General features: G+C 41.3%; 27 protein-coding genes, 2 pseudogenes and 1 riboswitch. Of the genes and pseudogenes, 8 read left to right on the top strand and 21 right to left on the bottom strand.

Annotation, left to right across the window (positions count from 1 at the left end):
• Positions 1 to 122: 122 nt before the first annotated feature.
• The 4 genes and pseudogenes from ACFPOH_RS03310 to ACFPOH_RS03295 form a co-directional block, all read right to left on the bottom strand.
• Positions 123 to 488, bottom strand: a pseudogene (locus ACFPOH_RS03310) (patatin-like phospholipase family protein); the annotation flags it as partial.
• Between the two features lie 153 nt (positions 489 to 641).
• Positions 642 to 815, bottom strand: coding sequence for a hypothetical protein (locus tag ACFPOH_RS03305; RefSeq protein WP_390308842.1), 174 nt, complete (start codon positions 813 to 815; stop codon positions 642 to 644).
• Positions 816 to 937: 122 nt separating this feature from the next.
• Positions 938 to 1,549, bottom strand: a complete 612-nt coding sequence (locus ACFPOH_RS03300; RefSeq protein WP_342581308.1) for a superoxide dismutase — start codon at positions 1,547 to 1,549, stop codon at positions 938 to 940.
• 197 nt (positions 1,550 to 1,746) lie between these two features.
• Entirely contained in the window at positions 1,747 to 2,232 is a 486-nt protein-coding gene (locus ACFPOH_RS03295) for a DUF456 domain-containing protein (protein WP_390308841.1), read from the bottom strand.
• 115 nt (positions 2,233 to 2,347) lie between these two features.
• On the opposite strand from ACFPOH_RS03295, the gene ACFPOH_RS03290 reads away from it, so the two are divergent.
• The 4 genes from ACFPOH_RS03290 to ACFPOH_RS03275 all read left to right on the top strand — a co-directional run bounded on the left by ACFPOH_RS03290 (position 2,348) and on the right by ACFPOH_RS03275 (position 5,020).
• A complete protein-coding gene (locus ACFPOH_RS03290) occupies positions 2,348 to 2,863 on the top strand; it encodes a DUF1189 family protein (RefSeq protein WP_390308840.1) in 516 nt (171 codons plus the stop codon).
• 42 nt (positions 2,864 to 2,905) lie between these two features.
• A complete protein-coding gene (locus ACFPOH_RS03285) occupies positions 2,906 to 3,235 on the top strand; it encodes a hypothetical protein (RefSeq protein WP_342469591.1) in 330 nt (109 codons plus the stop codon).
• A 90-nt stretch (positions 3,236 to 3,325) separates the two neighbouring features.
• The gene (gene ispG, locus ACFPOH_RS03280; protein WP_342469592.1) at positions 3,326 to 4,426 is read left to right on the top strand and encodes a flavodoxin-dependent (E)-4-hydroxy-3-methylbut-2-enyl-diphosphate synthase; all 1,101 of its coding nucleotides are present in this window, start codon (positions 3,326 to 3,328) and stop codon (positions 4,424 to 4,426) included.
• Between the two features lie 18 nt (positions 4,427 to 4,444).
• On the top strand, positions 4,445 to 5,020 hold the full coding sequence (locus ACFPOH_RS03275) for a 5' nucleotidase, NT5C type (RefSeq protein WP_342581306.1): 576 nt from the start codon (positions 4,445 to 4,447) through the stop codon (positions 5,018 to 5,020).
• A gap of 47 nt (positions 5,021 to 5,067) precedes the next feature.
• On the opposite strand, the gene ACFPOH_RS03270 is transcribed toward ACFPOH_RS03275, so the two are convergent.
• The gene (locus ACFPOH_RS03270; RefSeq protein ID WP_342469594.1) at positions 5,068 to 5,196 is read right to left on the bottom strand and encodes a hypothetical protein; all 129 of its coding nucleotides are present in this window, start codon (positions 5,194 to 5,196) and stop codon (positions 5,068 to 5,070) included.
• 128 nt (positions 5,197 to 5,324) lie between these two features.
• On the opposite strand from ACFPOH_RS03270, the gene ACFPOH_RS03265 reads away from it, so the two are divergent.
• A complete protein-coding gene (locus tag ACFPOH_RS03265; protein WP_342469595.1) occupies positions 5,325 to 5,819 on the top strand; it encodes a 23S rRNA methyltransferase in 495 nt (164 codons plus the stop codon).
• 56 nt (positions 5,820 to 5,875) lie between these two features.
• Here the strand turns inward: ACFPOH_RS03265 and ACFPOH_RS03260 are convergent, their stop codons facing one another.
• Positions 5,876 to 6,508: an alpha/beta hydrolase gene (locus ACFPOH_RS03260; RefSeq protein ID WP_342469596.1), complete on the bottom strand. Its 633-nt coding sequence runs from the start codon at positions 6,506 to 6,508 to the stop codon at positions 5,876 to 5,878.
• A gap of 287 nt (positions 6,509 to 6,795) precedes the next feature.
• Here ACFPOH_RS03260 and ACFPOH_RS03255 point away from each other — a divergent pair, with 287 nt between their 5' ends.
• Positions 6,796 to 7,410: a hypothetical protein gene (locus ACFPOH_RS03255; RefSeq protein ID WP_342469597.1), complete on the top strand. Its 615-nt coding sequence runs from the start codon at positions 6,796 to 6,798 to the stop codon at positions 7,408 to 7,410.
• A 30-nt stretch (positions 7,411 to 7,440) separates the two neighbouring features.
• On the opposite strand, the gene ACFPOH_RS03250 is transcribed toward ACFPOH_RS03255, so the two are convergent.
• From ACFPOH_RS03250 to pxpB, 7 genes are all read right to left on the bottom strand, one after another.
• A complete protein-coding gene (locus ACFPOH_RS03250; protein WP_342469598.1) occupies positions 7,441 to 7,758 on the bottom strand; it encodes a heme oxygenase in 318 nt (105 codons plus the stop codon).
• Between the two features lie 82 nt (positions 7,759 to 7,840).
• The gene (nrdF, locus tag ACFPOH_RS03245; protein ID WP_342581303.1) at positions 7,841 to 8,821 is read right to left on the bottom strand and encodes a class 1b ribonucleoside-diphosphate reductase subunit beta; all 981 of its coding nucleotides are present in this window, start codon (positions 8,819 to 8,821) and stop codon (positions 7,841 to 7,843) included.
• Positions 8,809 to 10,902: a class 1b ribonucleoside-diphosphate reductase subunit alpha gene (nrdE, locus tag ACFPOH_RS03240; protein ID WP_390308839.1), complete on the bottom strand. Its 2,094-nt coding sequence runs from the start codon at positions 10,900 to 10,902 to the stop codon at positions 8,809 to 8,811. Before nrdE ends, nrdF begins: the two co-directional genes overlap by 13 nt.
• Entirely contained in the window at positions 10,899 to 11,270 is a 372-nt protein-coding gene (nrdI, locus tag ACFPOH_RS03235; protein WP_342469599.1) for a class Ib ribonucleoside-diphosphate reductase assembly flavoprotein NrdI, read from the bottom strand. Before nrdI ends, nrdE begins: the two co-directional genes overlap by 4 nt.
• Positions 11,267 to 11,497, bottom strand: a complete 231-nt coding sequence (locus ACFPOH_RS03230) for a glutaredoxin family protein (protein ID WP_342469600.1) — start codon at positions 11,495 to 11,497, stop codon at positions 11,267 to 11,269. The genes nrdI and ACFPOH_RS03230 overlap by 4 nt, the downstream gene beginning before the upstream one ends.
• Positions 11,498 to 11,632: 135 nt before the next feature.
• A riboswitch (cobalamin riboswitch) is annotated at positions 11,633 to 11,818 on the bottom strand.
• A 66-nt stretch (positions 11,819 to 11,884) separates the two neighbouring features.
• Positions 11,885 to 12,829, bottom strand: a complete 945-nt coding sequence (locus ACFPOH_RS03225; RefSeq protein ID WP_342469601.1) for a 5-oxoprolinase subunit C family protein — start codon at positions 12,827 to 12,829, stop codon at positions 11,885 to 11,887.
• Positions 12,826 to 13,539, bottom strand: coding sequence for a 5-oxoprolinase subunit PxpB (pxpB, locus tag ACFPOH_RS03220; protein ID WP_342469602.1), 714 nt, complete (start codon positions 13,537 to 13,539; stop codon positions 12,826 to 12,828). Before pxpB ends, ACFPOH_RS03225 begins: the two co-directional genes overlap by 4 nt.
• A gap of 122 nt (positions 13,540 to 13,661) precedes the next feature.
• Here pxpB and pxpA point away from each other — a divergent pair, with 122 nt between their 5' ends.
• Positions 13,662 to 14,420 carry a 5-oxoprolinase subunit PxpA gene (pxpA, locus tag ACFPOH_RS03215; RefSeq protein WP_342469603.1) on the top strand — a complete coding sequence of 253 codons (759 nt, stop codon included), beginning with the start codon at positions 13,662 to 13,664 and terminating at the stop codon, positions 14,418 to 14,420.
• 78 nt (positions 14,421 to 14,498) lie between these two features.
• Here pxpA and ACFPOH_RS03210 read toward each other — a convergent pair whose 3' ends face one another.
• A complete protein-coding gene (locus ACFPOH_RS03210; protein ID WP_342469604.1) occupies positions 14,499 to 14,675 on the bottom strand; it encodes a YezD family protein in 177 nt (58 codons plus the stop codon).
• Positions 14,676 to 14,952: 277 nt separating this feature from the next.
• Positions 14,953 to 15,846: pseudogene (locus ACFPOH_RS03205) on the bottom strand (TauD/TfdA dioxygenase family protein).
• A 500-nt stretch (positions 15,847 to 16,346) separates the two neighbouring features.
• Between ACFPOH_RS03205 and ACFPOH_RS03200 the strand changes: the two are divergent.
• Positions 16,347 to 16,751, top strand: a complete 405-nt coding sequence (locus tag ACFPOH_RS03200; RefSeq protein ID WP_342469606.1) for a DoxX family protein — start codon at positions 16,347 to 16,349, stop codon at positions 16,749 to 16,751.
• 50 nt (positions 16,752 to 16,801) lie between these two features.
• Here ACFPOH_RS03200 and rbsB read toward each other — a convergent pair whose 3' ends face one another.
• Genes rbsB through ACFPOH_RS03170 form a run of 6 tightly spaced genes read right to left on the bottom strand, consistent with a single transcriptional unit; the run spans position 16,802 to position 22,435 of the window.
• The gene (rbsB, locus tag ACFPOH_RS03195) at positions 16,802 to 17,731 is read right to left on the bottom strand and encodes a ribose ABC transporter substrate-binding protein RbsB (RefSeq protein ID WP_390308838.1); all 930 of its coding nucleotides are present in this window, start codon (positions 17,729 to 17,731) and stop codon (positions 16,802 to 16,804) included.
• A gap of 15 nt (positions 17,732 to 17,746) precedes the next feature.
• Positions 17,747 to 18,682 (bottom strand): ribose ABC transporter permease, encoded by a 936-nt coding sequence (rbsC, locus tag ACFPOH_RS03190; protein WP_390308837.1) that lies wholly within the window; start codon positions 18,680 to 18,682, stop codon positions 17,747 to 17,749.
• On the bottom strand, positions 18,675 to 20,162 hold the full coding sequence (locus tag ACFPOH_RS03185; RefSeq protein ID WP_390308836.1) for a sugar ABC transporter ATP-binding protein: 1,488 nt from the start codon (positions 20,160 to 20,162) through the stop codon (positions 18,675 to 18,677). Before ACFPOH_RS03185 ends, rbsC begins: the two co-directional genes overlap by 8 nt.
• Before the next feature lie 28 nt (positions 20,163 to 20,190).
• Complete coding sequence (rbsD, locus tag ACFPOH_RS03180; RefSeq protein ID WP_390308835.1) at positions 20,191 to 20,580, bottom strand: D-ribose pyranase; 390 nt, start codon at positions 20,578 to 20,580, stop codon at positions 20,191 to 20,193.
• Positions 20,577 to 21,458, bottom strand: coding sequence for a ribokinase (rbsK, locus tag ACFPOH_RS03175; RefSeq protein WP_342469610.1), 882 nt, complete (start codon positions 21,456 to 21,458; stop codon positions 20,577 to 20,579). Before rbsK ends, rbsD begins: the two co-directional genes overlap by 4 nt.
• Positions 21,455 to 22,435: a LacI family DNA-binding transcriptional regulator gene (locus tag ACFPOH_RS03170; protein ID WP_342581295.1), complete on the bottom strand. Its 981-nt coding sequence runs from the start codon at positions 22,433 to 22,435 to the stop codon at positions 21,455 to 21,457. Before ACFPOH_RS03170 ends, rbsK begins: the two co-directional genes overlap by 4 nt.
• Between the last annotated feature and the right edge of the window lie 208 nt (positions 22,436 to 22,643).

Below are 22,643 nucleotides of genomic sequence, written 5' to 3'. Positions count from 1 at the left end.
AAAATGGCTCGAGTATGATCCTTATTTTGCTTCCTATCTAACCTCTTACCTCTACTTCGGGTACCAACTTAGTATCAGCAGGAACCAACTTTTGAAGTTGGGGAAAGAGAAAGTTACGGGAAGATAGTATCGTGGGGCAAGTCTCCAAATGTATATACATCTTTCTCCGCCAGTTTTTTACACAACCATTTTTCAAGAGCTTTTCCTTTGTACAATCCTAATCGGACATAAAGATTGAGCCATTTCAAAAAGGGAAGAGTTTTAGAATATTTCGGCGGATCCAATAACGATTTCGTGTCCAATTCTTCCAGTGCCTTTTCGATTTCTTTTACTGTGTAACCCGCTGCGATAAAAGCTGCGACAATTGAGCCGGCGCTTGTTCCGGCTACCCTTTTAAAGGTGAATCCCTTTTCCGTCAACACTTGATAGGCACCGACAAAGGCAAACGCTTTTATTCCACCGCCTGAAAATACACCATCAATTTCCATGTACCCTCTCCCTTATCTTTCATTGTTATACTTTAAGAAAAGATAAGGGATTTTAGAACTTTTTATCGAGAAAAATCGAAAACAAGTATGAAAAAAATCGCAAGCTCATCGTACTTTTTTCTTGTAAGGCCTGCGATTTTCCTTAAACGTCTTTTATTCATTTAAGATGGACGGATTTTGCTTGCTGGACGGATTTCCCTTATTTTCATTCTGGTTTTCTTTTTTTGCTTTCTCGTTTTGGCCGATTACATCTAAATCATCCGGGCTTAAATCATATCCGTAACCGTATTCTTCCCGGTCCAATGGTTTTTCTTTCTTCTTTGCCATATCGGTCACCTCCATCGGACTTAATTTGCCTCATCATGGCCGATTTATACTTTGAATGACCGATGAACGTAAAAAAAGGCGAACCCCAACAGGATTCGCCTTCTTCTTATGATTGAATCATATTATTTTTTCGCAGCTGCGTATTTTTCAGCTACAACGTCCCAGTTTACTACATTCCAGAATGCGGAGATGTATTCAGGACGGCGGTTTTGATATTTCAAGTAATAAGCATGTTCCCAAACGTCCAAACCTAGGATTGGTGTTTCACCTTCCATGTATGGAGAATCTTGGTTTGGAGTGGAAGTAACTTTTAGTTCGCCGTTTTTGTCCACAACAAGCCAAGCCCAACCTGAACCGAAGCGGCCAGCTGCAGCTTTGGAGAATTCATCTTTGAACGCATCGAAGCTGCCGAATTTTGCATCGATTGCAGCTGCTAAATCACCTGCAGGAGCTTTTGCACCGCCAGGAGTCAAGATTTCCCAGAATAATGAGTGGTTAGCATGTCCACCACCGTTGTTGCGTACCGCAGTTTGTTTATCTGCAGGCACTGCATCAAGATTTGAGATTAATTCAATCAAATCTTTATCAGCAAATTCTGTGCCTTCAACAGCAGCATTTAAGTTTGTCACATACGTATTGTGGTGTTTCGTATGGTGAATTTCCATTGTTTGTGCATCAATATAAGGTTCTAAAGCGTCATATGCATAAGGTAATTTTGGTAATTCAAAAGCCATGAAAATTTCCTCCTTTTATATAAATCAGTAATTTCTTACCTCTTCTATAAGATTATCAGAATAAAGATAGCCGTTCAATTATTACGCTCACCTGCTCAATGATTTTCAGACTTTTGACCGAAATTTGATCAACCCCAAAAATTCAGCCAACTTCACTATAACCTTATGAAGGGTTTTTTATACAATGAAATGCTTCATTAAAAAACAATCGCAATGATAAAGATGAGAATCATCACCAATTGAAGAATGCTTTTGGTGATCACGGATGTCAAAAAGCCGACAAGCGAACCGATCCCTGCCCGGACAGCTTGTGGGAAATCAGATCTTGCAACGATAAATTCCCCGAGCACCGCTCCAATGAAAGGGCCGATAATTATGCCCAAATACGGTATGATGAAAGGTCCAATCAACAACCCGATCGTGCTGCCCCAGAGGCCGGCTTTCGTGCCCCCAAACTTTTTTACACTGACAAGATTCGCTAAAGCATCCGTCATAAACAATAAAACCACGAACAATATTTCAATCAGCCAGAACCACCAGGAAAGTTCAGCAAAGGAGAAAAACAGCCCATACAAGATGAACCCGAACAATAAAAACAGCACTGATGGTATGACAGGATATAATAACCCTGCAAAGGCAATGATAAAACAAATGATAATCAACAACCAGGCCAGTATTTCCATCCTTTTCCCTCCATATCTTAACTGTATTTACGTAAAGATTTTGAAAAAGTTTCATTTCAACAAATTTGTCCATTTTTTCTTATTTCATGATAAACTTTCAATGGAGGAGAAGAAGATGGTCACACATATACAATTGTTCATAGACAGCCTATTTCAACCGAAAAAACTGGCGGCTTATCGTGTGCTGCCAATCGGCAAAGTGATTCAATACGTATTTATTTTGATTGCAATCGTAACGATATTTGCATTTATTCAATTTTTGACGGGCGTATCGGAAACGGCGATCCAATTCAAAGGATTGCGGCAATACGTCAAAGATATTCAATGGCTTCTTTATCCATTCGCACTTTTTTTATTATTTTTCACCTCTACCGTCCTGCTGTTTGTCAGAATTTCGATTTACTCGGCAATCGGGGCATTATTACTGAAATTGTTGAAACGGCGGGGAGAATATCGTCATATGTGGAGAACAACCGCTTTCGCCATTACTTGGTCAACCCTTCTTTCCATTCTATTTTCTTTCCTATCCATTTCTAGCTGGGTTGCAACAGTGGTTTCTTCGATCCTTACCATTGTTCTATTAATTTTTGCTTCATTAAACTATCCAAAATTGGCAAAATCGAAGTTCTGAATCCTTCCTTGCTTCATATAGTGGAGCAAGGAGGGATTTTTTATGAGGCTCTTTCTATCAATCGCCATTGCAATCATTTTGATAACGGTCATCAAAATAGATTTGACGGAAGGAACGGTTCCTGTAACCGCCTATTCCAAATCGGCCCCATGCAATGAACAACTGGCTGTGAAATATGTGCCGGTCATTACGGAAGAAGGGGATACGGTGCAAAGCTTGCTTGCCCAATATCCTGCCGACGAGAGAATTTCCTTGCCGGAACGTATGGCGGATTTCTATAAATTGAATCCCCATTTAAAAAAACAGGTCATTGTGCCTGGCGAATTGATCAAAATACCAATCTATTCTAGCAATCAAAATTGCGAAAAATAAAATGTTTCTTCCTTGTCGACACTATTTTACACTGCTAAAATAATGGAAGTGAAGGTACGGGAAAAGTACCTCAAAAAGGAGAGAGTTTTGATGAGTGAAATTATTCATCGTACAAAAACACGTCCTGTACGAGTTGGTAATTTAACAATCGGCGGGAACAATGAAGTCATTGTTCAAAGTATGTGTACAACAAAAACCCACGATGTGGAAGCGACTGTCGCTGAAATATTGAGATTGGAAGAAGCAGGTTGTCAAATCGTGCGGGTTGCTGTTCCTGATGAACGGGCGGCAGCAGCCATTCCTGAAATAAAAAAACGAATCCATATCCCGTTAGTGGCGGATATTCATTTCAACTATAAACTTGCATTAATGGCGATCGAAAACGGCATTGATAAAGTGCGCATCAATCCTGGAAATATCGGGCGCCGTGAAAAAGTGGAAGCCGTTGTCAAAGCGGCGAAAGAACGGGGCGTTCCAATCCGGATTGGCGTCAACGCAGGCTCCCTTGAAAGACATATCCTTGAAAAATATGGTTATCCTACAGCGGATGGAATGGTCGAATCTGCTTTGCATCATATAAAAATACTTGAAGATTTGGATTTCCATGACATCATCGTATCCATGAAAGCTTCCGATGTGAATCTTGCCATCGAAGCCTATGAAAAAGCGGCGCGCACCTTTGATTATCCATTGCATCTTGGCATTACGGAATCCGGAACACTCTTTTCCGGCACAATCAAATCCGCTGCCGGTTTAGGTGCCCTTCTTTCAAGAGGCATCGGAAATACAATCCGTATTTCCCTCTCCGCTGACCCGGTGGAAGAAGTGAAAGTGGCAAGGGAATTATTGAAATCCTTTGGTCTTGCATCCAACATGGCAACATTGGTTTCCTGCCCTACTTGCGGACGAATCGAAATCGATCTCATTTCCATCGCCAATGAAATCGAAGAATACATTTCCAAATTAAATGTACCGTTGAAAGTGGCTGTGCTTGGCTGCGCGGTAAACGGACCTGGAGAAGCGAGAGAAGCGGACATCGGAATCGCCGGGGCCCGCGGTGAAGGCCTGCTCTTTATGAAAGGCAAAACCGTACGGAAAGTCCCTGAGGAAACGATGGTGGAAGAATTGAAAAAAGAGATCGACAAATTAGCGGCAGAAAAATTGGCTGAACGGGAACAGCAGCAAATCTGAATTTAAGGGGGGTCTATCATGAAGCAGGAAAAGCCCCGTTTCGGTATTGATATCGATGGGACAGTGACTACTCCTGATACGCTGATTCCGCATATCAATAAACAATACAAAACAAATATCGTGCTTGACGATGTGGTTGAGTACGACTTTTTAAGCGCTTTCCCCCACCCCGTTGACCGGAACGAGTTTGCGCGATGGTTCAAAGAAAATGAACCGTATCTCTACTCTGTAAGCAAAATTGCCAACGATGCCCAACGAATTTTAAACCATTGGCATAAACAATATGAGTTATATTATATTTCCGCGCGGGACCAGCACTTGTATGACGTAACAAAACGTTGGTTTGAAGAGCATCAGGTGCCTTATGATCACATTGAATTGATCGGCAGCCACAATAAATTGGAGGCTGCAAAAAAATACCGCATTGAAGTATTTTTTGAAGATAAGCACGATAATGCGGTGGAACTTGCGGAAGAACTGAAAATTCCCGTGCTGTTATTTGACACCCCTTATAATCGCAAAGCCGTTCCTTCCAATGTCATAAGGGTGCAAAATTGGAAAGAAGCGAACCAATGGATTCAGCGCCATTTTTGATGGCATCGCTAGACTTGTCCATCTTGCCGGACCAGCCTAGCGTTTTTTTATATATCCAAAATCCCCCTCACCCAACGGTCCACAAACGATTCAAAAGTAATCCCATAGCGGTTATAAATATCATGATAGACAAAATAAATTCCCAGTTTTTCCAGCAACTCATCATTGATTTTCATGAAAACTTCCCTTCTATTAGAGTTGATTTCATTGAATTTTAACGGAAATTTCATATTCCTCTAATCCAACGATGAATTTTTTCGCTATTATGATAATGAACGGTAGTTCCATCACTGGGGGGTTGGTAATGCGGAGAATGCATTGTTTTTTTGCACTCATATTTTTTATTTTTCTACTAGCTGGATGCAGCGATATTAAAGAGGCGGTTTCCGGCATACATACTCAGGCGGAAAAAGCGAAAAGCGGTTTAACGGTTGATGCTTACTCATTGCGCGAATTTGAAATTGAATATAATGATGAAACCTTTACTGTAGAAGAATTGTTTAAAACTATTCTACGTGATGTCCAATGGGAATATGAAAAAAATCAAAATCAGCATCAATTGCTGATCAAGGGCACTTGGAAAGAGCCTCTTTTCGACTATTTGCAATTATCGGATGAAGTAAAAGAAGAACTTGCAACTACGGGAAAAATTTTGATTACATTAACATTTGAAGAGGATCAGCTGGTTCCCGGCGAAACAACGGTGACAATGAAATTAAAAGAAGATACATTGGTGGATGAAAAAGGAGAAGATATTTTACATTACTTTTATGATATTTATTTGGGCGAAAAAATGTGAATGGAGCCAATGCTGTGCACCCATCAAAAAAAGCTGACATTCGTCAGCTTTTTTAATTATATTTGTTCAAGAATAAAATGAATAAAATCATTCATGTTTTCGGGTGAAACCCCATGGCCCACAGGATATGTTTTATAGACCACCTTTGCCCCATATTCCTCAAAAAACGCTTTGCTTTTTTCACTCCAAACGATTGGGTAGTCATAATCATATTCCCCGTGGGAAATGAAAATTTTCGTCTCCGTCATATTCTGTTTATAATATTGATCTTTGACAAAGTCCGGCAAATATCCGGACAATGCAGCACATGCTTTAATCCGGTTCCCCATTGCCACACATAAAGTTTGTGCGATCACAGCACCTTGATTAAAACCTGCCACAAAAATTTTCTCCGGATCCAATTGATATTCGTCGATCGCTTGCAAAATAAAATCTTTGGTGACGGCCACCACTTTATCGAAAATTTCCTGTACCGGCTTTCCTTCTTCCTCAAACGTATAAAAGGCGTAACCGGGATCATGGGTGATCGGACCTCTTAAACTGAAAACATGGCAAACCTCCTGAATGCCCCCGATAATTTGCAGCAAATCCTCCTCATCACTGCCCAATCCATGGAACAAAAAGATCGCTGGACTTTGTTTACTTTCCACTTTAGGTTCGATATGTTTAAAAGTAAATACTGATTGCATTTTATTTCCTCCCGACTTATATCCTACTATACAACTATATTTTCTTTATTTTATGAAAACATATTATTTTTGCATTAATTTTGTTGATAACCCTTTTTAAGTTTTACTAGAAATCAATGATAATATTTCAAAAAATGTCGATAAAATGTATCTTTTTTATTATTTTTAAAAAATTTGTCTATTATTTGAAAATTAATTTGGTAAACTAAGATTAGAAGTATTTTATCAATTATCCTTCAACCACTTTCGGGGAAAATTTTACCGATTTTCATAGTAAAGGGGTGTCAATGTTGTATAGGGAAATTACAGTAGATCGCAGCTTATTATATATCGAGCAATATCATATCGACAATTTTAATAACCTGGCAAAAAAGTATAATCAATGCAATCATCTTGTAAAAGAGGGAGCACTTAATATCATAGATGCATGGATTATCGCCTTTAATATTTGGCTTTTATTACTTCCCGATAAATATAACATCATTCACTCAGCCGAAAAAACCCTATACTACTCCTCGAATTTCGTCATACTAAATGCACTTCAAGAAAATGTTCATTTTAATCAATTAAAAGCTCGAAAAAATCGCCCCGAATTATTATATTATATCATTTCTCTTTTACTGGCTACAGGTTTAAATAAATGGATTTTGCAAGTGATGACAAAATACGATTTAACCCATATGATTGAACGGAATAAACGACGGATCTACTTTGATGCGCATTTAGGGTCGGAGGAAGATCTCCAAGCCTTTTTGGAGGATCAATCAAAATTCGTGAAAGCGGCTGTAAAAGAGTTAAATTCCACAAATTCCTTTGATAAAATGATAAAACGTGCCATTGATGAAGCCTACAAAATTTTTAATGAATATCGGAATAAATCAAAAGAGCCATCCACTTCCTGAAGATGGCTCTTTTATTTGGTTATTATTATATTAATTGTTTTCCAATGTGGAAGCGACTTCCGCAATCACCACAATATTGTCGATTGTAGGACTCTCTTCGCTTCCGCCTGCAGGACGTTTATGCGCTTCTTTGAATGAATCGCTCTCTCTCCATGCCTGGAAGTCTTCCAGTGTATCCCAATACATGACTACACTCATTTCATCATAATCTTCAAATTGGGTGCTCACCAATACTTCCACTTTCTTGAAACCTTTGAATGTCAATAATGGGCCAGGTTGTGTAAATCGTGGAGCCATTTTTTTCGCAAATCCTTTTTTAACTTTGATGCGATTTGTCACTGTATACATAAAAACAAACCCCTTTTTCTATTGAGAATAATTATCATTTACATTATTAACATAGTTTAATGGAATACGCAATCCGTCCCTTTTATTCATTTGCCAAAAAATCAAAACGGAATGTATCATCCGTGATCGGTTCCACTTTTGCCAATGCATACGTGGAACCTTTTTGGGAAAAGAAATCGTATGTGGATCCTTCATTTCGGATTCCGTTCATTACAATGGGGTTGATTTCCTCCTCCGGAAACATGGTATCCAAGCCCAAATTCATCAACGCTTTATTGCCGTTATAGCGAATGTACGCCTTCACTTCATCCTCCAGGCCGGTTCCCCTGTATATTTCATCTGTGTATTGCAATTCATTGTCGTACAATTCCAGCAGTAATTCATAACCCCATTGTTTTAATGATTCTTGCTGTTCTTTCGTAAATTGGTTGAATAGATTTTGGGCAAAGATTCCGACAGCCACTCCATGAATCGATTCATCTCTCAATATGAGGGATATCACCTCTGCGCTGTTTCGCAAAATCCCTTGTCCGCCCAGATAGAGCGGATAGAAAAATCCGGAATAGAACAGGAAGGATTCGAGCATGACAGAGGCAAACATGGCTTTCCATAAACTCACCGGATCATGTTCTTGAATGGCTTGATAAATTTCCGCAATTTTTTGCGCTTTATACTGCAAATGTCCATTTTCTTTCACCCATTGAAAAATTTCTTCGATTTCGTCTTTGTTGCAAAGGGTTGTAAATATATAGGAATAGGATTTGGCATGGATGGCTTCAAAAGCGCCAAACACCGTCAATACCGCTTTCACTTGCAAATCCGGCACATGCCTTGCTATTTCATTCATACCGATATTGGTTTGGATGGTATCAAGCAGCGTGAGGCCTCCAAAAACCTTTTTATACGTTTCCTGATGCCCAAAAGTTTTCCATTGCGGTATATCTTTTGACACGGCGATTTCTTCCGGGAACCACATTTGCTTCCATTGCTGATCCCAAAATACTTTGGCAAGGCCATTGGTCGGCTGATTCCAATTCACCGCTTCATAAGTTAAATGGTGCATGCTACACATTCCTCCAATTTTTGTAGTCGTTGGCGCACATAATAGACCGTTTTGATGCCGCGTATCCAGGCATAAATATACACTTTGGCGAGTCTTTCCGTCGTCCACTGGTCCGTAACATAAACGGTCATGGAAATGCCCTGATCCACATGTTTTTGTGCCGCCACATATAAATCAATCATTTTATACGGATCCAGGTCATAAGCTTCCACATAAGTTTCCTGATTTTCGTTGTTCAGGAATGGCATTGGATAAATCGTGCGGCTATCCGCATAATCCCGAATTTCCACTCTTTCCGTAATGGGGGCGATGGAAGCGGTGCAGGAACGGATATATGAGATGGAACCCGTTGGCGCAATCGCCAGTCGATAAGCATTGAATAGCCCGTATTTCATGACATCTTCTTTCAATTTTATCCACATATCCCGGGTGATGATCGGCACGTTTCCCAAGGCTCTTTTCACCGCTCCAACCGGTTCTTTGTCCGTCTTATGGATGTAATTTTCAAAATAGTTGCCGTTTGCATATTCGCTCTCTTCAAACCCAAAAAAAGTTTCTCCCTTTTCTTTCGCCATTTGCATGGATGATTTCAATGAATAATAGTTCAATGCTTCCATGAAATAATCGATGAATTCGATGGACTCCTTTGAACCGTACCGAATATTTTGGGAAACGAGATGGCCGTGCAAATTCATCACGCCCAGTCCGACCGAATGCATCAACCGATTCGCCTTTCTGACAGAAGGCACATTTTTGATATTGGTCATGAGGGACACTTGCGTAAGCAGCCGCATTGCCGTATCAACCAGCTCTTCAAAACGGTGAAACTTCGTCGCATGGTGAATATCCAACGAACCAAGATTGCAAGATACATCCAATCCGTATTCATTCGGCTCATCTTTGTCATGAATGACGCTTGTCCGCTGCAATTGCAAAATTTCCGTGCAAAGATTGGACATCTTCACTCTTCCCAATTGTTTTAAAGGATGACGCTTATTGACGTTGTCATCGAAAATTTCAAATGGATAACCGGATTCGAATTGGCTTTTCTTAATTTCTGTATATAATTTTCGTGCATTGATCCATTTCAACTTTCGGATATTCGGGTTATTGAGCAGTTCCCCATACATTTCCGTCATGCTGATTTCGGACATTCTTTTTCCGTATTCCCGATAAATGTCATAAGGGCTGAAAAGGGCCATCTCTTCATCCTTTTTCATCAGCTCAAAGAAAATATCAGGTACAATGACGCCCGTTGATAAAGTTTGCAACCGGATTTTTTCATCGGCATTCGGCTTTTTGGAAGAAATAAATTCTTCAATATCCCCGTGGAAGATATTCAAATAGGCAACGCCCGAGCCATTCCGTTGGCCCAATTGATTGGAGTAGGCAAAAGCGTTTTCCAACAGTTTGGCAACGGGCATGACCCCGCTTGCCCGATTGGCGATTCCTTTGATTGGATCCCCCAAAGGCCTCAAATCCGTCAAATTGACCCCCACTCCTCCGCCAAGTCTTGAGAGTTCCAGACAATATCCAATGTTTTCGGCAATGCTGTTCATCGAATCATCCATCGACAATTTGAAACAGCTAACCAATTCACCCCGCGCTTTTTTCCCGCTGTTCAGGGCAGTTGGCGTCGCCGGTTGAAAAGCTTCCATGATGGCACGGATCGCCTTTTCCGCCATTTGTTCATTTCCATCCGCCAGATAAAGGGCAATAATGCTCATACGATCTTCATAAGTTTCTAAAATTTCCTTTCCATCCCGGCTTTTCATTGCGTAGCTGTCATAAAATTTTTTAGCGCTCATAAACGTTTGGAAACGGAACCGGTAGGCATAGGCGATTTCAAATATTTGCCGGATAAAGTCCATGGAATACTTTTTCAAGAAAGCTTCCTCATAATAACCTTCTTCTATTAAATAACGAACCTTTTCTTCTATGCCCGAAAACTGGCGCATGCGGGGATGAATATACTCGAAGAAAAATTGACGGGTGGCCTGCCGATCTTTCTCCAAGTCGATGCGGCCCGTTTGCCGATAGTGATTCAACACTTCATTATTGAGCATTAAATATGTTTTCATCTGAAAATCCCCCCTTGTATCGTTCTTTTATAAAACTCCATAATGGCGTGATAATTTTTTTGAAATCCCCTTAATTCAATCTTTTCAACAATCGGGATGCCATAAGTTTCACTGATCACATCTGCAGAACGGCAAAAATAAGAATGACCAAAATTGGAATTCCCGCTTGCCACCACTCCTTTGCAAAGGTGGGCATTATTTTTTAAAAACCCTTCTACAATTGGTGGCACTTCCCCAATTCCATCGGTATAAGTGCACAACAAAAAGGGTTCGTCCAATATCAGCCCTTCTTGAATTTCAATGTTCGGCAATCCTAATTGATGAACGATAAACCGCACATTTCCGGTTCTTGAGGCATAAGCGATCATACCTTCATCATGCCGATGATTTTTTTGGCTTCTTCCATGTCATCCATCAGCTCACCGTCAATTTCCATAACCGGGACAGTAAAGAATCCGGCTTTCAATAATCTTTCTTTCGCTTCTTCATTGGAATCAACGTTTATTTCCTCATATTGTCTTTCGAAACCCAGTTTCTTTAACTCAAATTTCATCAACATGCACTTTGGACAAACTTTTTTGGAATATAACTTCATATCCTTTCTCCTTTCCATCAATTCAATGACAAAAAAATAAGCCATACCCTTTTTCGGGTAAGGCTTTGAAATGGAAACAATCAGGCGCTAAGAAATGGACCTTTTGCTTCCATTTCTTAGCCCCCGAAGAAATGAGCAATTTCCGTTTATCAGGCAGGTCTCCTGGCTCATGCATCATCCTACAAGTTCCCTTCCCATGCCATTGGCACAGTGGATTTGAACTTTTCGTCAGCAATTACAGTTGCGGGGACAGCATCAGATTTTCACTGATTTCCCTTTTAATCTACTATATATAGTAGAACCTGATAAACAAATATACTATATATTGTGTTGTCGTGTAACATTGTAACATGCAGATTTGTTAAATACAAGTGGAATTGGAAAAACTTAATGTTTAAGCATGATTTCCAATCGTCTTAATGCTTTTTCCTGCTGAATGTACAACTTTTGGGCCTCTTCCAAAGAAATGAGTTGAAAGCGTATTTTCGAAAAGGGTTGAAGTTGGGCGAGTTTCGGCAAATCAACGGAAACCACTTGAGCCAATTTAGGATAACCGCCCGTCGTCTGACAATCCGCCATTAAGATAATGGGCTGCCCGCTTGGAGGCACTTGGACGGTTCCAAAGGTGACTGCCTCTGATAATAATTGGATAGGTTCTTTCGTAATTAGTGGACTATCCCCCATTAAACGGTAACCCATGCGATCCGCATCTTTCGAAATCGTAAAGATGCAATTGATGAAGGCATTCCTGCTTTTTTCCGCAAATCGATCATATTCCGTCCCTTTTACCACCCGAATTTCCGCATCCCGACTCTTAATCAACCAATCTCCCGGAAGAATCCCCCACTTTCCTTTTTGCACTGGCTTCGATTCCGGAATTGGAAGTTCGTCTCCTTTTTGCAAAGGGCGGCCTTTAAATCCTCCTATCCCGGCACGGATATAAGTGCTGTAACTATTTAATACTTTCTTGACTTGAATTCCACCTTTGATGTGCAAATAGCCCCTTGCTCCATCTTTGCAGGAGCCCAGCTTTAAAATGCTGCCCTTTTCGGCAAAAACCGGCTTCCACATCCGGCATGGTTTCTCATTCAAGAGCGGATGAAAATTGGCCCCTGTCAAACAAAACACCGCATCACAATTAAATTTCACCGTCGGACCGATTAAAGTGAATTCCAGTGCCGCAGAAGGCGCTTGCTGTAACAGCATTTCCCCCATGCGATAAGAGAGGGTATCCATTGCCCCTCCAACAATGACGCCATACTGCTGAAAACCCCTTCTTCCTGAATCTTGGATCGTCGTTAAAAGACCCGGTTTCAGTATTGTCATCGTCATGACCTTTCACCTTCTAATTCCATAAACTCTTTTTCAGTAATGGGGACAAAACGGATCCGGTCTCCTGCCCGCAATAACGTTGGCGGGTTTTGATCCGGAAGAAACAATTTTAATGGGGTGCGGCCAATGATTTGCCACCCTCCAGGTGTTTCAAGGGGGTAAATCCCTGTTTGCTTTCCGGCAATCCCTACAGAACCGGCCGGGATTTTCAATCGGGGTGTTTCTTTGCGGGGAGTTGCGATTCTTTCATCCATCCCGCCCAAAAAAGGAAATCCGGGTGCAAAGCCCAACATGTAGACAAGATAATCGTTTTTTGTATGTATCTCAATGACTTCTTTTTCAGACAAATGGTGAATTCGGGCAATTTCCGTTAAATCCGGGCCATAGATTCCTCCGTAACAGACAGGGATTTCAACCAATCTGTTTTTTTCCTTTGGCAAATCAATCTCTTTTTGTAACAGCCTTTGAAGCCGGGAGACCACTTTTTCGTACGGGGAGCGCCCTTCAATATCCCATTGATCCACTGCCATTACATCATAATAAACACAAACATTCGTATAACTTGGTACAACCTCTATCAGACCATCGAAGGGCTCCTTTTCAAGAAGGGAAAGAAATTTTTTTATTGATAAATGGATCTCTTCTGAAATGGCATTTCCGAAATAGACCAATACAGCACTTTCCCCCAGTGGTTTAAATTGTACGGCCATGTTTGCTACTTTCCTCCAATTTGTATCAATATTAAAGGAATTATATCAAAAGCACATTTTTTATGATATATTTTTCCATAAATCCATTGAGTATCTGGAATAATAAATTGGAGGTTATTGATGTGAACCGGGTCGATTTGAATTGTGATATCGGAGAGGATTTTGGAAGATACACGCTCGCCAACCAAAAAGAAATTTTACAATATGTTTCTTCAGCGAATATCGCCTGCGGTTTTCATGCGGGGGATCCATCCGTCATGAGGGAAACGGTGAAAGTGGCTCTGGATCATGGAGTGAAAATCGGGGCCCATCCGGGATTGCCGGATTTATTGGGATTCGGAAGAAGGGAAATGGCCATCACTTATCAAGAAGCTTATGATATGGTGGTCTATCAAATTGGCGCATTACAGGCTTTTTTAACGATTGAAGGAGAAAAAATGCAGCATGTGAAGCCCCACGGCGCCCTTTATAATATGGCGGCAAAAGATCCTGAAATTGCGGAGGCCATCGCAAAAGCGGTATATGACGTTTCTCCCGATTTGATCTTATTCGGCCTTGCATCGAGCGAATTAACAAAAGCGGGTGAAAAAATCGGACTTCGGACTGCCCACGAAGTATTTGCTGACCGTACTTATCAAAAGGATGGCACGTTAACATCCCGAAAACAGCCCGATGCAATGATTACCGACCAAAATGAAGCCGTTCAACAAGTGATCAGAATGGTGAAAGAAGGAAAAGTAAAATCCCGCCAAGGCGTGGATGTGCTTTTACGGGCGGATACCGTTTGTATTCATGGTGATGGTGAACATGCCGTGGATTTTGCAAGATTTATCAAAGGGGAATTGCTGAAAAATGGAATTGAAGTGAAGGCTTTCATATAAAATTACACTTTGGATTCAATGAAACTTAAACAATATGAAAGGCTGCCCAATCATGATTTCCACTGGGCAGCCTTCCTTTTAACGGGCAACTTTTGTTAATACTCTTTCCACCGATGCCCGGTCGAATCGCTGTTTTTTAGTGACATCCAGTTGGACAATTTCGCCATTGTGTACTGTAATTGATAAGTTGCCGTAATCTATATTATTTAATTGTTTAATGATTTGTTTTAACACGTCTTCTTTTAATTTAGCCATACCACCACTTCTTTCTTTTTATTCTTATTGAAATACTAAGGATAAGGTCGAAAAAAATGAATCAGTTCCCAAAACGTGTAAAACTTCTTCCTGCTTAGATTATATGCCGGGAAAAGGAATGTTATCACCTGTAAGCATAGGGATCAATGATAACTTTGCCACTGTGTCAATGCACTTTTCAGGTGGCAACCCAGGATCAAATCCGCCAGTTGCTCTTCCCCGCCAATTAATAATAACGCCATAGCTAAATCTTCTTCATCTAAAGTGAATTATTACCTTATTTTTTTCTAATTAATGAACTTTCTTCCCCATTCACATTTTTCGGAGTATTTTTGGAAACCGTCACACGGCGGACGATGCGGCGTTCATCGTAATCGGCGACTGCATAATGCTGGGATGCCAGGTTATCCCAAATGACAAGATCCCCTTTTTGCCAATTCCAGCGAACTGTGTTTTCCGGGCGAGTCACATAGCTTTGCAAGATTTCATAAAGCGCCGCTGATTGTGACGTTGAATAACCTTCGAATTGGCGGACGAAATGACCAAGCAACAAATGTTTCTTGCCGTTTTCAGGATGCAAGATTACCACCGGATGGCGTGTTTCATATTCGATTCTCGCAAATACACTCCGATGCTTTTCAATATACTCTCTTGCTTTTTCTTTTGATTGGTTTACATATGCTAAAGCAGCATAGTCGAATTTATTGGAATGGATTGCCCATAATTTTTCCGCCAATTCTTGCAATTCTTCAGGCAAATCAGTATAGGCCGTATGGGTATTCGCCCAGATCGTATCTCCGCCCACGGATGGAATTTCCACACCGCGCAAGATGGAATAACGGGGCACTTCAGGAACGAATGTCACATCTGTATGTCAAGAGTTGGCTTTCCCCCCATATTGGGAATCCAACTCAAGAATTGCTGCTGTGTTTTCCTTCACCGGCACTGTTGGATGGGCGAACAATTCACCAAAACGTTTTGCAAACTCCTCATGTGTAGCATCATCCAAATGTTCTTGACCACGGAAGAATAGCACCAAATGCTCATTTAAAGCTTCCTTGATTTGTGATAAAGTCTCCCCATCAATATCCGGCGTCAACTTCACCCCATGCACCTCTGCCCCGATGCGGCCCGCTTTTTTCACGATTTCAATTTTTGATTTTGTTGCCATCAAAATCACCCTCCGTTTTTATATTATTATTCTTATAAGATAACTTGGTTTATAAATAATAATTAACTTATTACCAAAATTTTAGAATGAATCCATCATGCCCTTCATCTGCATCCAAAAGTTTTGCTTCAAGCAAACATTCTGAAAAGCGACGATGGAAAGCAAAAGAGGTTTAACAATTTCAGCATCATAATCCGCTAAAATGTTAAACCTCTTTTGGAAAAGTCGGTTCGAATATTTGGTTGATAACAATTTACAATCCTGAGAAACATTTGTCAATAGTTTTCCGATAAAAAAACTTTGTTTTTTTATTTTGTTTCCAATTCTAAACCCAACCATTCGGCATTTGACAAACCCTCATTTGGTTTATGATGCAATTTTCCTGTTTATTGGAGAAGCACTTTATACTCAGGATACGGCTGATTAGAAAATTCAGGGCAACAGTGTTATATGTGGACGAGCGATAATATGATAGTAAAAAAAGTAGAAAGGGGATTGTGTTGAGGCAAAGTGAAATTGGAGGTTTTATTCTCCGGCTTGTATTGGGGGCCACTTTCATCATGCACGGTTTGGCAAAATGGCAGGAAGGGATTCCGACGGTGGCGGAACGATTTGCCAACTACAATTTGCCGTATGCAGAACTATTGGCTTACGGCGTAACCGGTCTTGAAACGATCGGCGGAATCTTTCTCATCATCGGGTTTTCCATTCGCTTTTTCGCATTTCTTTTTGTGCTGCTTATGGCGGGGGCCATTGCAACCGTGAAATATGACGCCGGTTTCCTTCATGGATATGAATTGGATGTCGCTTTGATGGCCATGGCCGCTTATCTTCTGTTTGCCAGCAATCGTTTCCTTGCCCTTGACAACTTCATCGTGGAAGAGAAAAAGAAAAAAAATAAATGAAAAAAAAGGTAGAACACGAGCTCGCGCCACTATGTTCTACCTTACATCCTTTATTTTTTAGTCACCAATTCAAGTTCAACCGGTACAAACTCTTCCACTTTTTCACCGTTCAAATATTTCACGGCCGTTTCAATGGCAGTTTTCCCAATTTCTTCAGGTTTTTGGGCAACACTTGCAGCCATTTTTCCTTCATCAATTTTCTTCAATGCGTCATCTGTCGCATCAAAGCCGATGACAACAATCTCTTTGCCGGCAGCTGAAATCGCTTCAAGGGCACCTAAAGCCATTTCATCATTTTGAGCAAATACCGCTTCAATATCAGGATGGGCTTGTAGCATGTTTTCCATTACAGATAATCCTTCGCTGCGGTTAAAGTTGGCTGGCTGGCTTGAAACAAGATCCACTTTTCCTTCCACCGCTTTAAGGAAACCTTCTCCGCGGTCACGGGCAGCAGATGAACCTGGAACGCCTTCAAGCATTGCCACTTTGGCACCTTCACCTACCAATTCCAACAAATATTCCCCTGCAAGCTTGCCGCCTTCCACATTGTCAGAGGCGATGTGGGCAACCACTTCACCGCTGTCTGCTGAACGGTCCACCGTAATGACCGGAATTCCTGCGGCATTGGCAGATTCCACGGCAGATCCAACCGCAGAAGAGTCTACAGGGTTGATTAATAATAAATCAATGCCTTGCTGGATTAAGTCTTCCACGTCGGAAGCCTGTTTGGATGCATCATCTTGCGCATCGACAACCACTAAATCCACGCCTTTTTCTTTGCTGACCGCTTTTGCACCATCGCTAAGAGTGACGAAGAATGGGTTATTTAATGTGGAAATGGAAAAACCAATTTTGTAAGAACCTTCTTCTTTTGTTCCTTTTGCCGCATCATCCTTTTTTTCCAATGAAGAATCCATCGAACAGGCGGATAACACTAGCATTGCAATCACAACGAAAAATAAAAGCTTCATGTTTTTCATCATAAACACTCCTTTTTAGTCTTTTTTTCGGTCTAAAAGTACTGCGAGCAGTATGACGATCCCTTTTACGACTTGTTGCCAGAAAGAAGATACGCCAATCAAGTTCATACCATTATTGAGAACCCCAATAATCAATGCACCGATTAACGTGCCGAAAATCCAACCTTTCCCGCCATTCAGGCTTGTCCCGCCTAATACAACGGCCGCAATGGCATCCAATTCATAGGACTCGCCCGCCGTTGGTTGAGCAGAATTCAAGCGGGAAGTTAAAATTAATGCGGATAACGCAGCAAGGAATCCGGAAATGGCATACACTGCGATTTTCACTCTGTCGGCATTAATGCCGGATAATTTTGCCGCTTCTTCATTTCCGCCAACCGCATAGACCCGGCGGCCAAATGTCGTTTTGTGCAAAATGAAAGCGAGAATGGCGAAAGAAACGATAGTTGTGATCACCGGAATAGGGACACCTAAGAAATAGCCTTTCCCAAATAATTGAAATGATGCATGGTCTCCCAAACCGGAAATCGGTTTACCGTTTGTATATACAAGCGTCAATCCCCGGTAAATTGTCATTGTTGCCAAAGTCGCAATAAATGGGGCCACTTTTCCTTTTGTAATAATCACCCCGTTGAAAGCTCCCAACACAAGTCCAAGGATTAACGCAACCCCCATGGAAACGATTGGGTCCGTTCCGCCTGCCAATAAACTGGCGGCAACAGCCCCCGTCAATGCAAGCGTGGAACCTACGGATAAATCGATTCCCCCTGTGAGAATGACAAAGGTCATCCCAAAGGCGATGATGGCACTGATGGAAACTTGTCTCAACACGTTAAAAATATTGGAAATCGTTAAAAAACTGGGATTCATGATGCTTACGACGATAATTAAAAGAATTAAACCGATTAACGGTCCCAGTTTCGATATCATTTCTTTTGACGACTTAGTCAACTTGCTCACCTCCAGTAGCAAAATGCATAATTCTTTCCTGGGTCATTTCTTCTTTTGAAACTTGGCCCGTTATTTTCCCTTCATGCATGACAAGGACACGGTCCGCCATGCCAATGATTTCCGGCAATTCGGATGAAATCATTAAAATCGCTACACCAGCCTGTGCCAGATCATTAATAATCTGGTAAATCTCTTTTTTCGCACCGATATCGACGCCGCGGGTCGGCTCGTCCAAAATCAATACTTCCGGCTCAGTGCCAAGCCACTTCGCAAGCACAACCTTCTGTTGATTTCCTCCACTTAACGATTTCGCACTTTGCTTTGGACTGGAAGTGCGGATTTTCAACTGTTGAATATATTGGTTGACAAGGGAAGTCTCCTTCTCTTTGTTCACCACACCCGAAGAAGATACTTTTTTCAGGTTGGCAAGGGACACATTTTCCTGGATGGAAAAATCAAGAACCAATCCTTTTGTTTTTCGGTCCTCGGTCACATAGCCGATTTTGTGTTTCATTGCATCAATCGGCGTTTTAATGGAAACTTTTTTTTCATCAATCAAAATGTCGCCACCGTGGGCTCTTCTGTAGCCGAAAATGGTTTCAGCCACTTCGGTTCTTCCAGCGCCCATCAGTCCTGCCATACCGACCACTTCGCCTTTGCGGACGTTGAATGAAACATTTTCAAACAAACCTTTGACCGTCAAGTTTTGAACTTCCAGCTTAACGTCGCCAATTTCCGCTTTTCGTTCAGGGAACCGTTCCCCAAGTTCCCTTCCAACCATCATGGCCACAATTTCATCAAAGTTTGTCTCCGGTATATTCCGTTCCCCTACATATTGACCATCCCGCAAAATCGTGATCCGGTCACAGATGGAGAAAATTTCTTCCATTCGATGGGAAATATAAACGAAGGAAATTCCTTTGGCTTTTAATTCCCGAATGGTTTCAAACAATGTTCGGATTTCCCGATCCGTCAAAGCGGCAGTCGGTTCGTCCATGATGATATACTTGGCATTGCTTGCAATCGCTTTTGCAATTTCTATGATTTGTTGCTTCCCAACGGAAAGATCTCCGGCCATCGTTTTCGGATGGATATCCAAACCCAATTTGGCAAGCAATTCCTGGGCTTCCTGATCCATTTCTTTATTTTTCAAAATCCCAAACCCGAATGTTTTTTCTTTCCCCAAAAACAGGTTTTCTGCAACAGTCAAATCAGGCAATATATTTAATTCCTGATGGATGATGACAATTCCATGTTTTTCTGCATCCTTTGGGGATTTAAAGTGCACCGGTTGTCCATCCACCTTGATTTCACCAGCATCATTTGAATGGATGCCGCCCAAAATTTTCATTAATGTCGATTTGCCGGCACCGTTTTCACCCATCAACGCATGGATTTCGCCATCTTTTAAATTAAACTGAACATTTTTTAATACGGCATTGCCGTTAAACGCTTTTGAAATGCCTGTCATTTCAATCATTTCATCACCTACTTTTGGAAGGAATCAATTAAAAAATCACACCGCATTGCAAAATGACATTGGCATAAGGCGTCGTTTCGCCAGTGCGTATGATGAATTTCGCTTTTTCTGTCAACCGTTTGAATTCCTCATGGGGAACATAAGAAATATTTGGAAGTGCTTTCATTAATTCATTTGAAAGCCCTCTATTCTCCGTTTGGATTTCATCCGCAAGTACCGCACCTTCGACCACCAAATCATCAAGCACTACTTCCAAGATGGAAAGGAAACCCGGTTCCCCCAATTTATAAGATAAATCGATGCAAGGCACGCCATCCGGTATCGGCAAACCGCAATCGGCGATGACGATCCGGTCGGTATGTCCCAATTTGGCAAACCGGCCGGCCAATTCTCTATTTAAAATTCCATGTTTTTTCAACGTTCATGTCCTCCTAAGCGTGCTAATACTTCATCCAACTTTGGCATGCCGCCTTGGGCCCCAAACTTTTCCACGGAAAGGGATGCGGCAATATTGGCAAATTGTACCGCTTCTTCGATGGTATTTCCGCTGCAAATCGCATGGGCAAAAGCGCCATTGAACGTATCCCCTGCTCCCGTTGTATCAACGGCATCCGTTTTATATCCGGAGATTCGCACAATTTTTTTGCCATCGTAAAATGCCGCGCCTTCACTGCCCAATGTGACAATGATTTTATTCGGATGCTCTTTTAATACCGTTTCCCAATCGGCACCAAAGATGAATTCACATTCTGTTTCATTGGGTGTCAAATAAGTGATTTGATCCATCCATTCTTTCCTGAAGTTTTTCGCTGGCGCCGGATTCAACAAAACGGGGATGTGCTTTTCCTGACAAATTGTCAACACATGTTCAATCGTTTCTACCGGAATTTCCAATTGCATCATCACCAGTTGACTTTCCAGAATGTGATGAATATGTTCATCAATGATTTCTTTGCTTAAATCATAATTCGCCCCAGGTATGACGATGATGCGATTATCGCGATTATGTAACAAGATATTGGCAATTCCGGTTGAATTCGTTGTTGTTACCACTCCGGACACATCGACTTTTTCATTTTTCAGATTGTCGTAAAGTTCTTTCCCGAAACTGTCATTTCCAACTGCTCCAATCATGCGTACCCGGCTGCCCAGTCTTGCTGCCGCAACGGCCTGGTTTGCCCCTTTGCCGCCTGGAATTGTTGAAAACCGTTTCCCTTGCACCGTTTCACCTTGTCTTGGGAAAATATCCGTTTCGACAGCTAAATCCATATTGATGCTTCCGACTACAGTTATCATTGTTTGAACTCCTTTCGGGTCGTTTCACGCACAACCAATTCCGGATTAATCAAAATATTTTTTTCCTCCAAGCTTTTTCCTTCAATTTCATTGATCAGCAATTCTGTTGCTGTTTCCCCCAATTGGTAAATTTTTTGTGCCACCGTTGTTAAACTCGGCGTAGTATAATTTCCAAGCTGTATGCCGTCAAAACCAATGATTTGCAATTCATCCGGCACTTTTTTCCCCAATTTTTCGCAGGCTTTCAGCGCACCGATCGCCGAAACATCACTGCTCCCAAAAATTCCATCGACGCTAGGATGTTTCTGCAAAAATTCATATGTTATGTTTTCTGCATCATGCAATTCATAAGGACTATCGACAACATGTATTTTTATATTTTTTCCCTCAACGGCTTTTAAAAAACCTTCCAGCCTTTCTTCGGATGAAGTCAATTGATTCGGCCCTTTTAAAATGAGCAGTTCAGATGCTCCGCACTCCAGCATAAAACGGCCCGCCAATTCGGCCCCAAGCTTATTGTTTGTCGTTACAGATGGAATATCCGTTTTTGGGGCACGGTCCAATGCAACAATCGGAATATCCGTTTCCCTGCTGATTCCTTCATCGGTGGAAGTGATGATGATGCCTGCCACATATTCTTGTGTCAGCACTTTCAAATAATGTTTTTCTTTTAAAGGGTCTTCATCCGAATTGCATAATATGACGGTATAGCCGAATCGGTAAGCGGTATCTTCAACCGCGCGGGCAAGTTCCGGGAAGAATGGGTTTTTGATATCCGGAATGATTAATCCAATCAAATTTGATTTTTTGGTTGAAAGTGTCCGCGCCACATTATTTGGGACGAAATTCAACTCTTTGATTGCCCGCTCGATCGCTTCTTTTGATTTTTTTCCGACATACCCATTTTGGTTGATGTATCTGGAAACAGTTGCAACAGAAACATTGGCCCTTCTTGCTACATCATGGATTGTTGCCATCTAATCACCCGCCGCAAATTGTGGTACCGGTTACACATTTGGGCTAATGAAATATGTAATCGGTTACATATTCTTACTCCGAAAAAATGTGTAATCGGTTACACATTACTAATAGTATTTCTTTCATTCAAGTGGTGAAATAATCTTTTATAGTATGTCACTTTTCATCCATTTAGGCTATACCAATTATGACAGTTCACAAAATGTT

Origin of the sequence: Ureibacillus suwonensis, from assembly GCF_042655065.1 — a bacterium.
Lineage (GTDB): Bacteria > Bacillota > Bacilli > Bacillales_A > Planococcaceae > Ureibacillus > Ureibacillus suwonensis.
This window is presented reverse-complemented; position numbering and strand designations above follow the sequence as displayed.

Coding starts and splice junctions, on each gene's coding strand:
- ACFPOH_RS03300 (WP_342581308.1), bottom strand. CDS start 1,549: ATGGCTTTTGAATTACCAAAATTACCTTATGCATATGACGCTTTAGAA.
- ACFPOH_RS03230 (WP_342469600.1), bottom strand. CDS start 11,497: ATGAAGTTATATTCCAAAAAAGTTTGTCCAAAGTGCATGTTGATGAAA.
- pxpB (WP_342469602.1), bottom strand. CDS start 13,539: ATGGCCGTACAATTTAAACCACTGGGGGAAAGTGCTGTATTGGTCTAT.
- rbsB (WP_390308838.1), bottom strand. CDS start 17,731: ATGAAAAACATGAAGCTTTTATTTTTCGTTGTGATTGCAATGCTAGTG.
- ACFPOH_RS03225 (WP_342469601.1), bottom strand. CDS start 12,829: ATGACGATGACAATACTGAAACCGGGTCTTTTAACGACGATCCAAGAT.
- ACFPOH_RS03290 (WP_390308840.1), top strand. CDS start 2,348: ATGGTCACACATATACAATTGTTCATAGACAGCCTATTTCAACCGAAA.
- ACFPOH_RS03250 (WP_342469598.1), bottom strand. CDS start 7,758: ATGTATACAGTGACAAATCGCATCAAAGTTAAAAAAGGATTTGCGAAA.
- ACFPOH_RS03295 (WP_390308841.1), bottom strand. CDS start 2,232: ATGGAAATACTGGCCTGGTTGTTGATTATCATTTGTTTTATCATTGCC.
- ACFPOH_RS03285 (WP_342469591.1), top strand. CDS start 2,906: ATGAGGCTCTTTCTATCAATCGCCATTGCAATCATTTTGATAACGGTC.
- ACFPOH_RS03305 (WP_390308842.1), bottom strand. CDS start 815: ATGGCAAAGAAGAAAGAAAAACCATTGGACCGGGAAGAATACGGTTAC.
- ACFPOH_RS03265 (WP_342469595.1), top strand. CDS start 5,325: ATGCGGAGAATGCATTGTTTTTTTGCACTCATATTTTTTATTTTTCTA.
- nrdF (WP_342581303.1), bottom strand. CDS start 8,821: ATGCACCATTTAACTTATGAAGCGGTGAATTGGAATCAGCCGACCAAT.
- ispG (WP_342469592.1), top strand. CDS start 3,326: ATGAGTGAAATTATTCATCGTACAAAAACACGTCCTGTACGAGTTGGT.
- ACFPOH_RS03185 (WP_390308836.1), bottom strand. CDS start 20,162: ATGATTGAAATGACAGGCATTTCAAAAGCGTTTAACGGCAATGCCGTA.
- ACFPOH_RS03255 (WP_342469597.1), top strand. CDS start 6,796: ATGTTGTATAGGGAAATTACAGTAGATCGCAGCTTATTATATATCGAG.
- rbsK (WP_342469610.1), bottom strand. CDS start 21,458: ATGATAACTGTAGTCGGAAGCATCAATATGGATTTAGCTGTCGAAACG.
- ACFPOH_RS03210 (WP_342469604.1), bottom strand. CDS start 14,675: ATGGCTAAATTAAAAGAAGACGTGTTAAAACAAATCATTAAACAATTA.
- nrdE (WP_390308839.1), bottom strand. CDS start 10,902: ATGAAAACATATTTAATGCTCAATAATGAAGTGTTGAATCACTATCGG.
- ACFPOH_RS03170 (WP_342581295.1), bottom strand. CDS start 22,435: ATGGCAACAATCCATGATGTAGCAAGAAGGGCCAATGTTTCTGTTGCA.
- ACFPOH_RS03275 (WP_342581306.1), top strand. CDS start 4,445: ATGAAGCAGGAAAAGCCCCGTTTCGGTATTGATATCGATGGGACAGTG.
- nrdI (WP_342469599.1), bottom strand. CDS start 11,270: ATGATCGCTTATGCCTCAAGAACCGGAAATGTGCGGTTTATCGTTCAT.
- ACFPOH_RS03270 (WP_342469594.1), bottom strand. CDS start 5,196: ATGAAAATCAATGATGAGTTGCTGGAAAAACTGGGAATTTATTTTGTC.
- ACFPOH_RS03260 (WP_342469596.1), bottom strand. CDS start 6,508: ATGCAATCAGTATTTACTTTTAAACATATCGAACCTAAAGTGGAAAGT.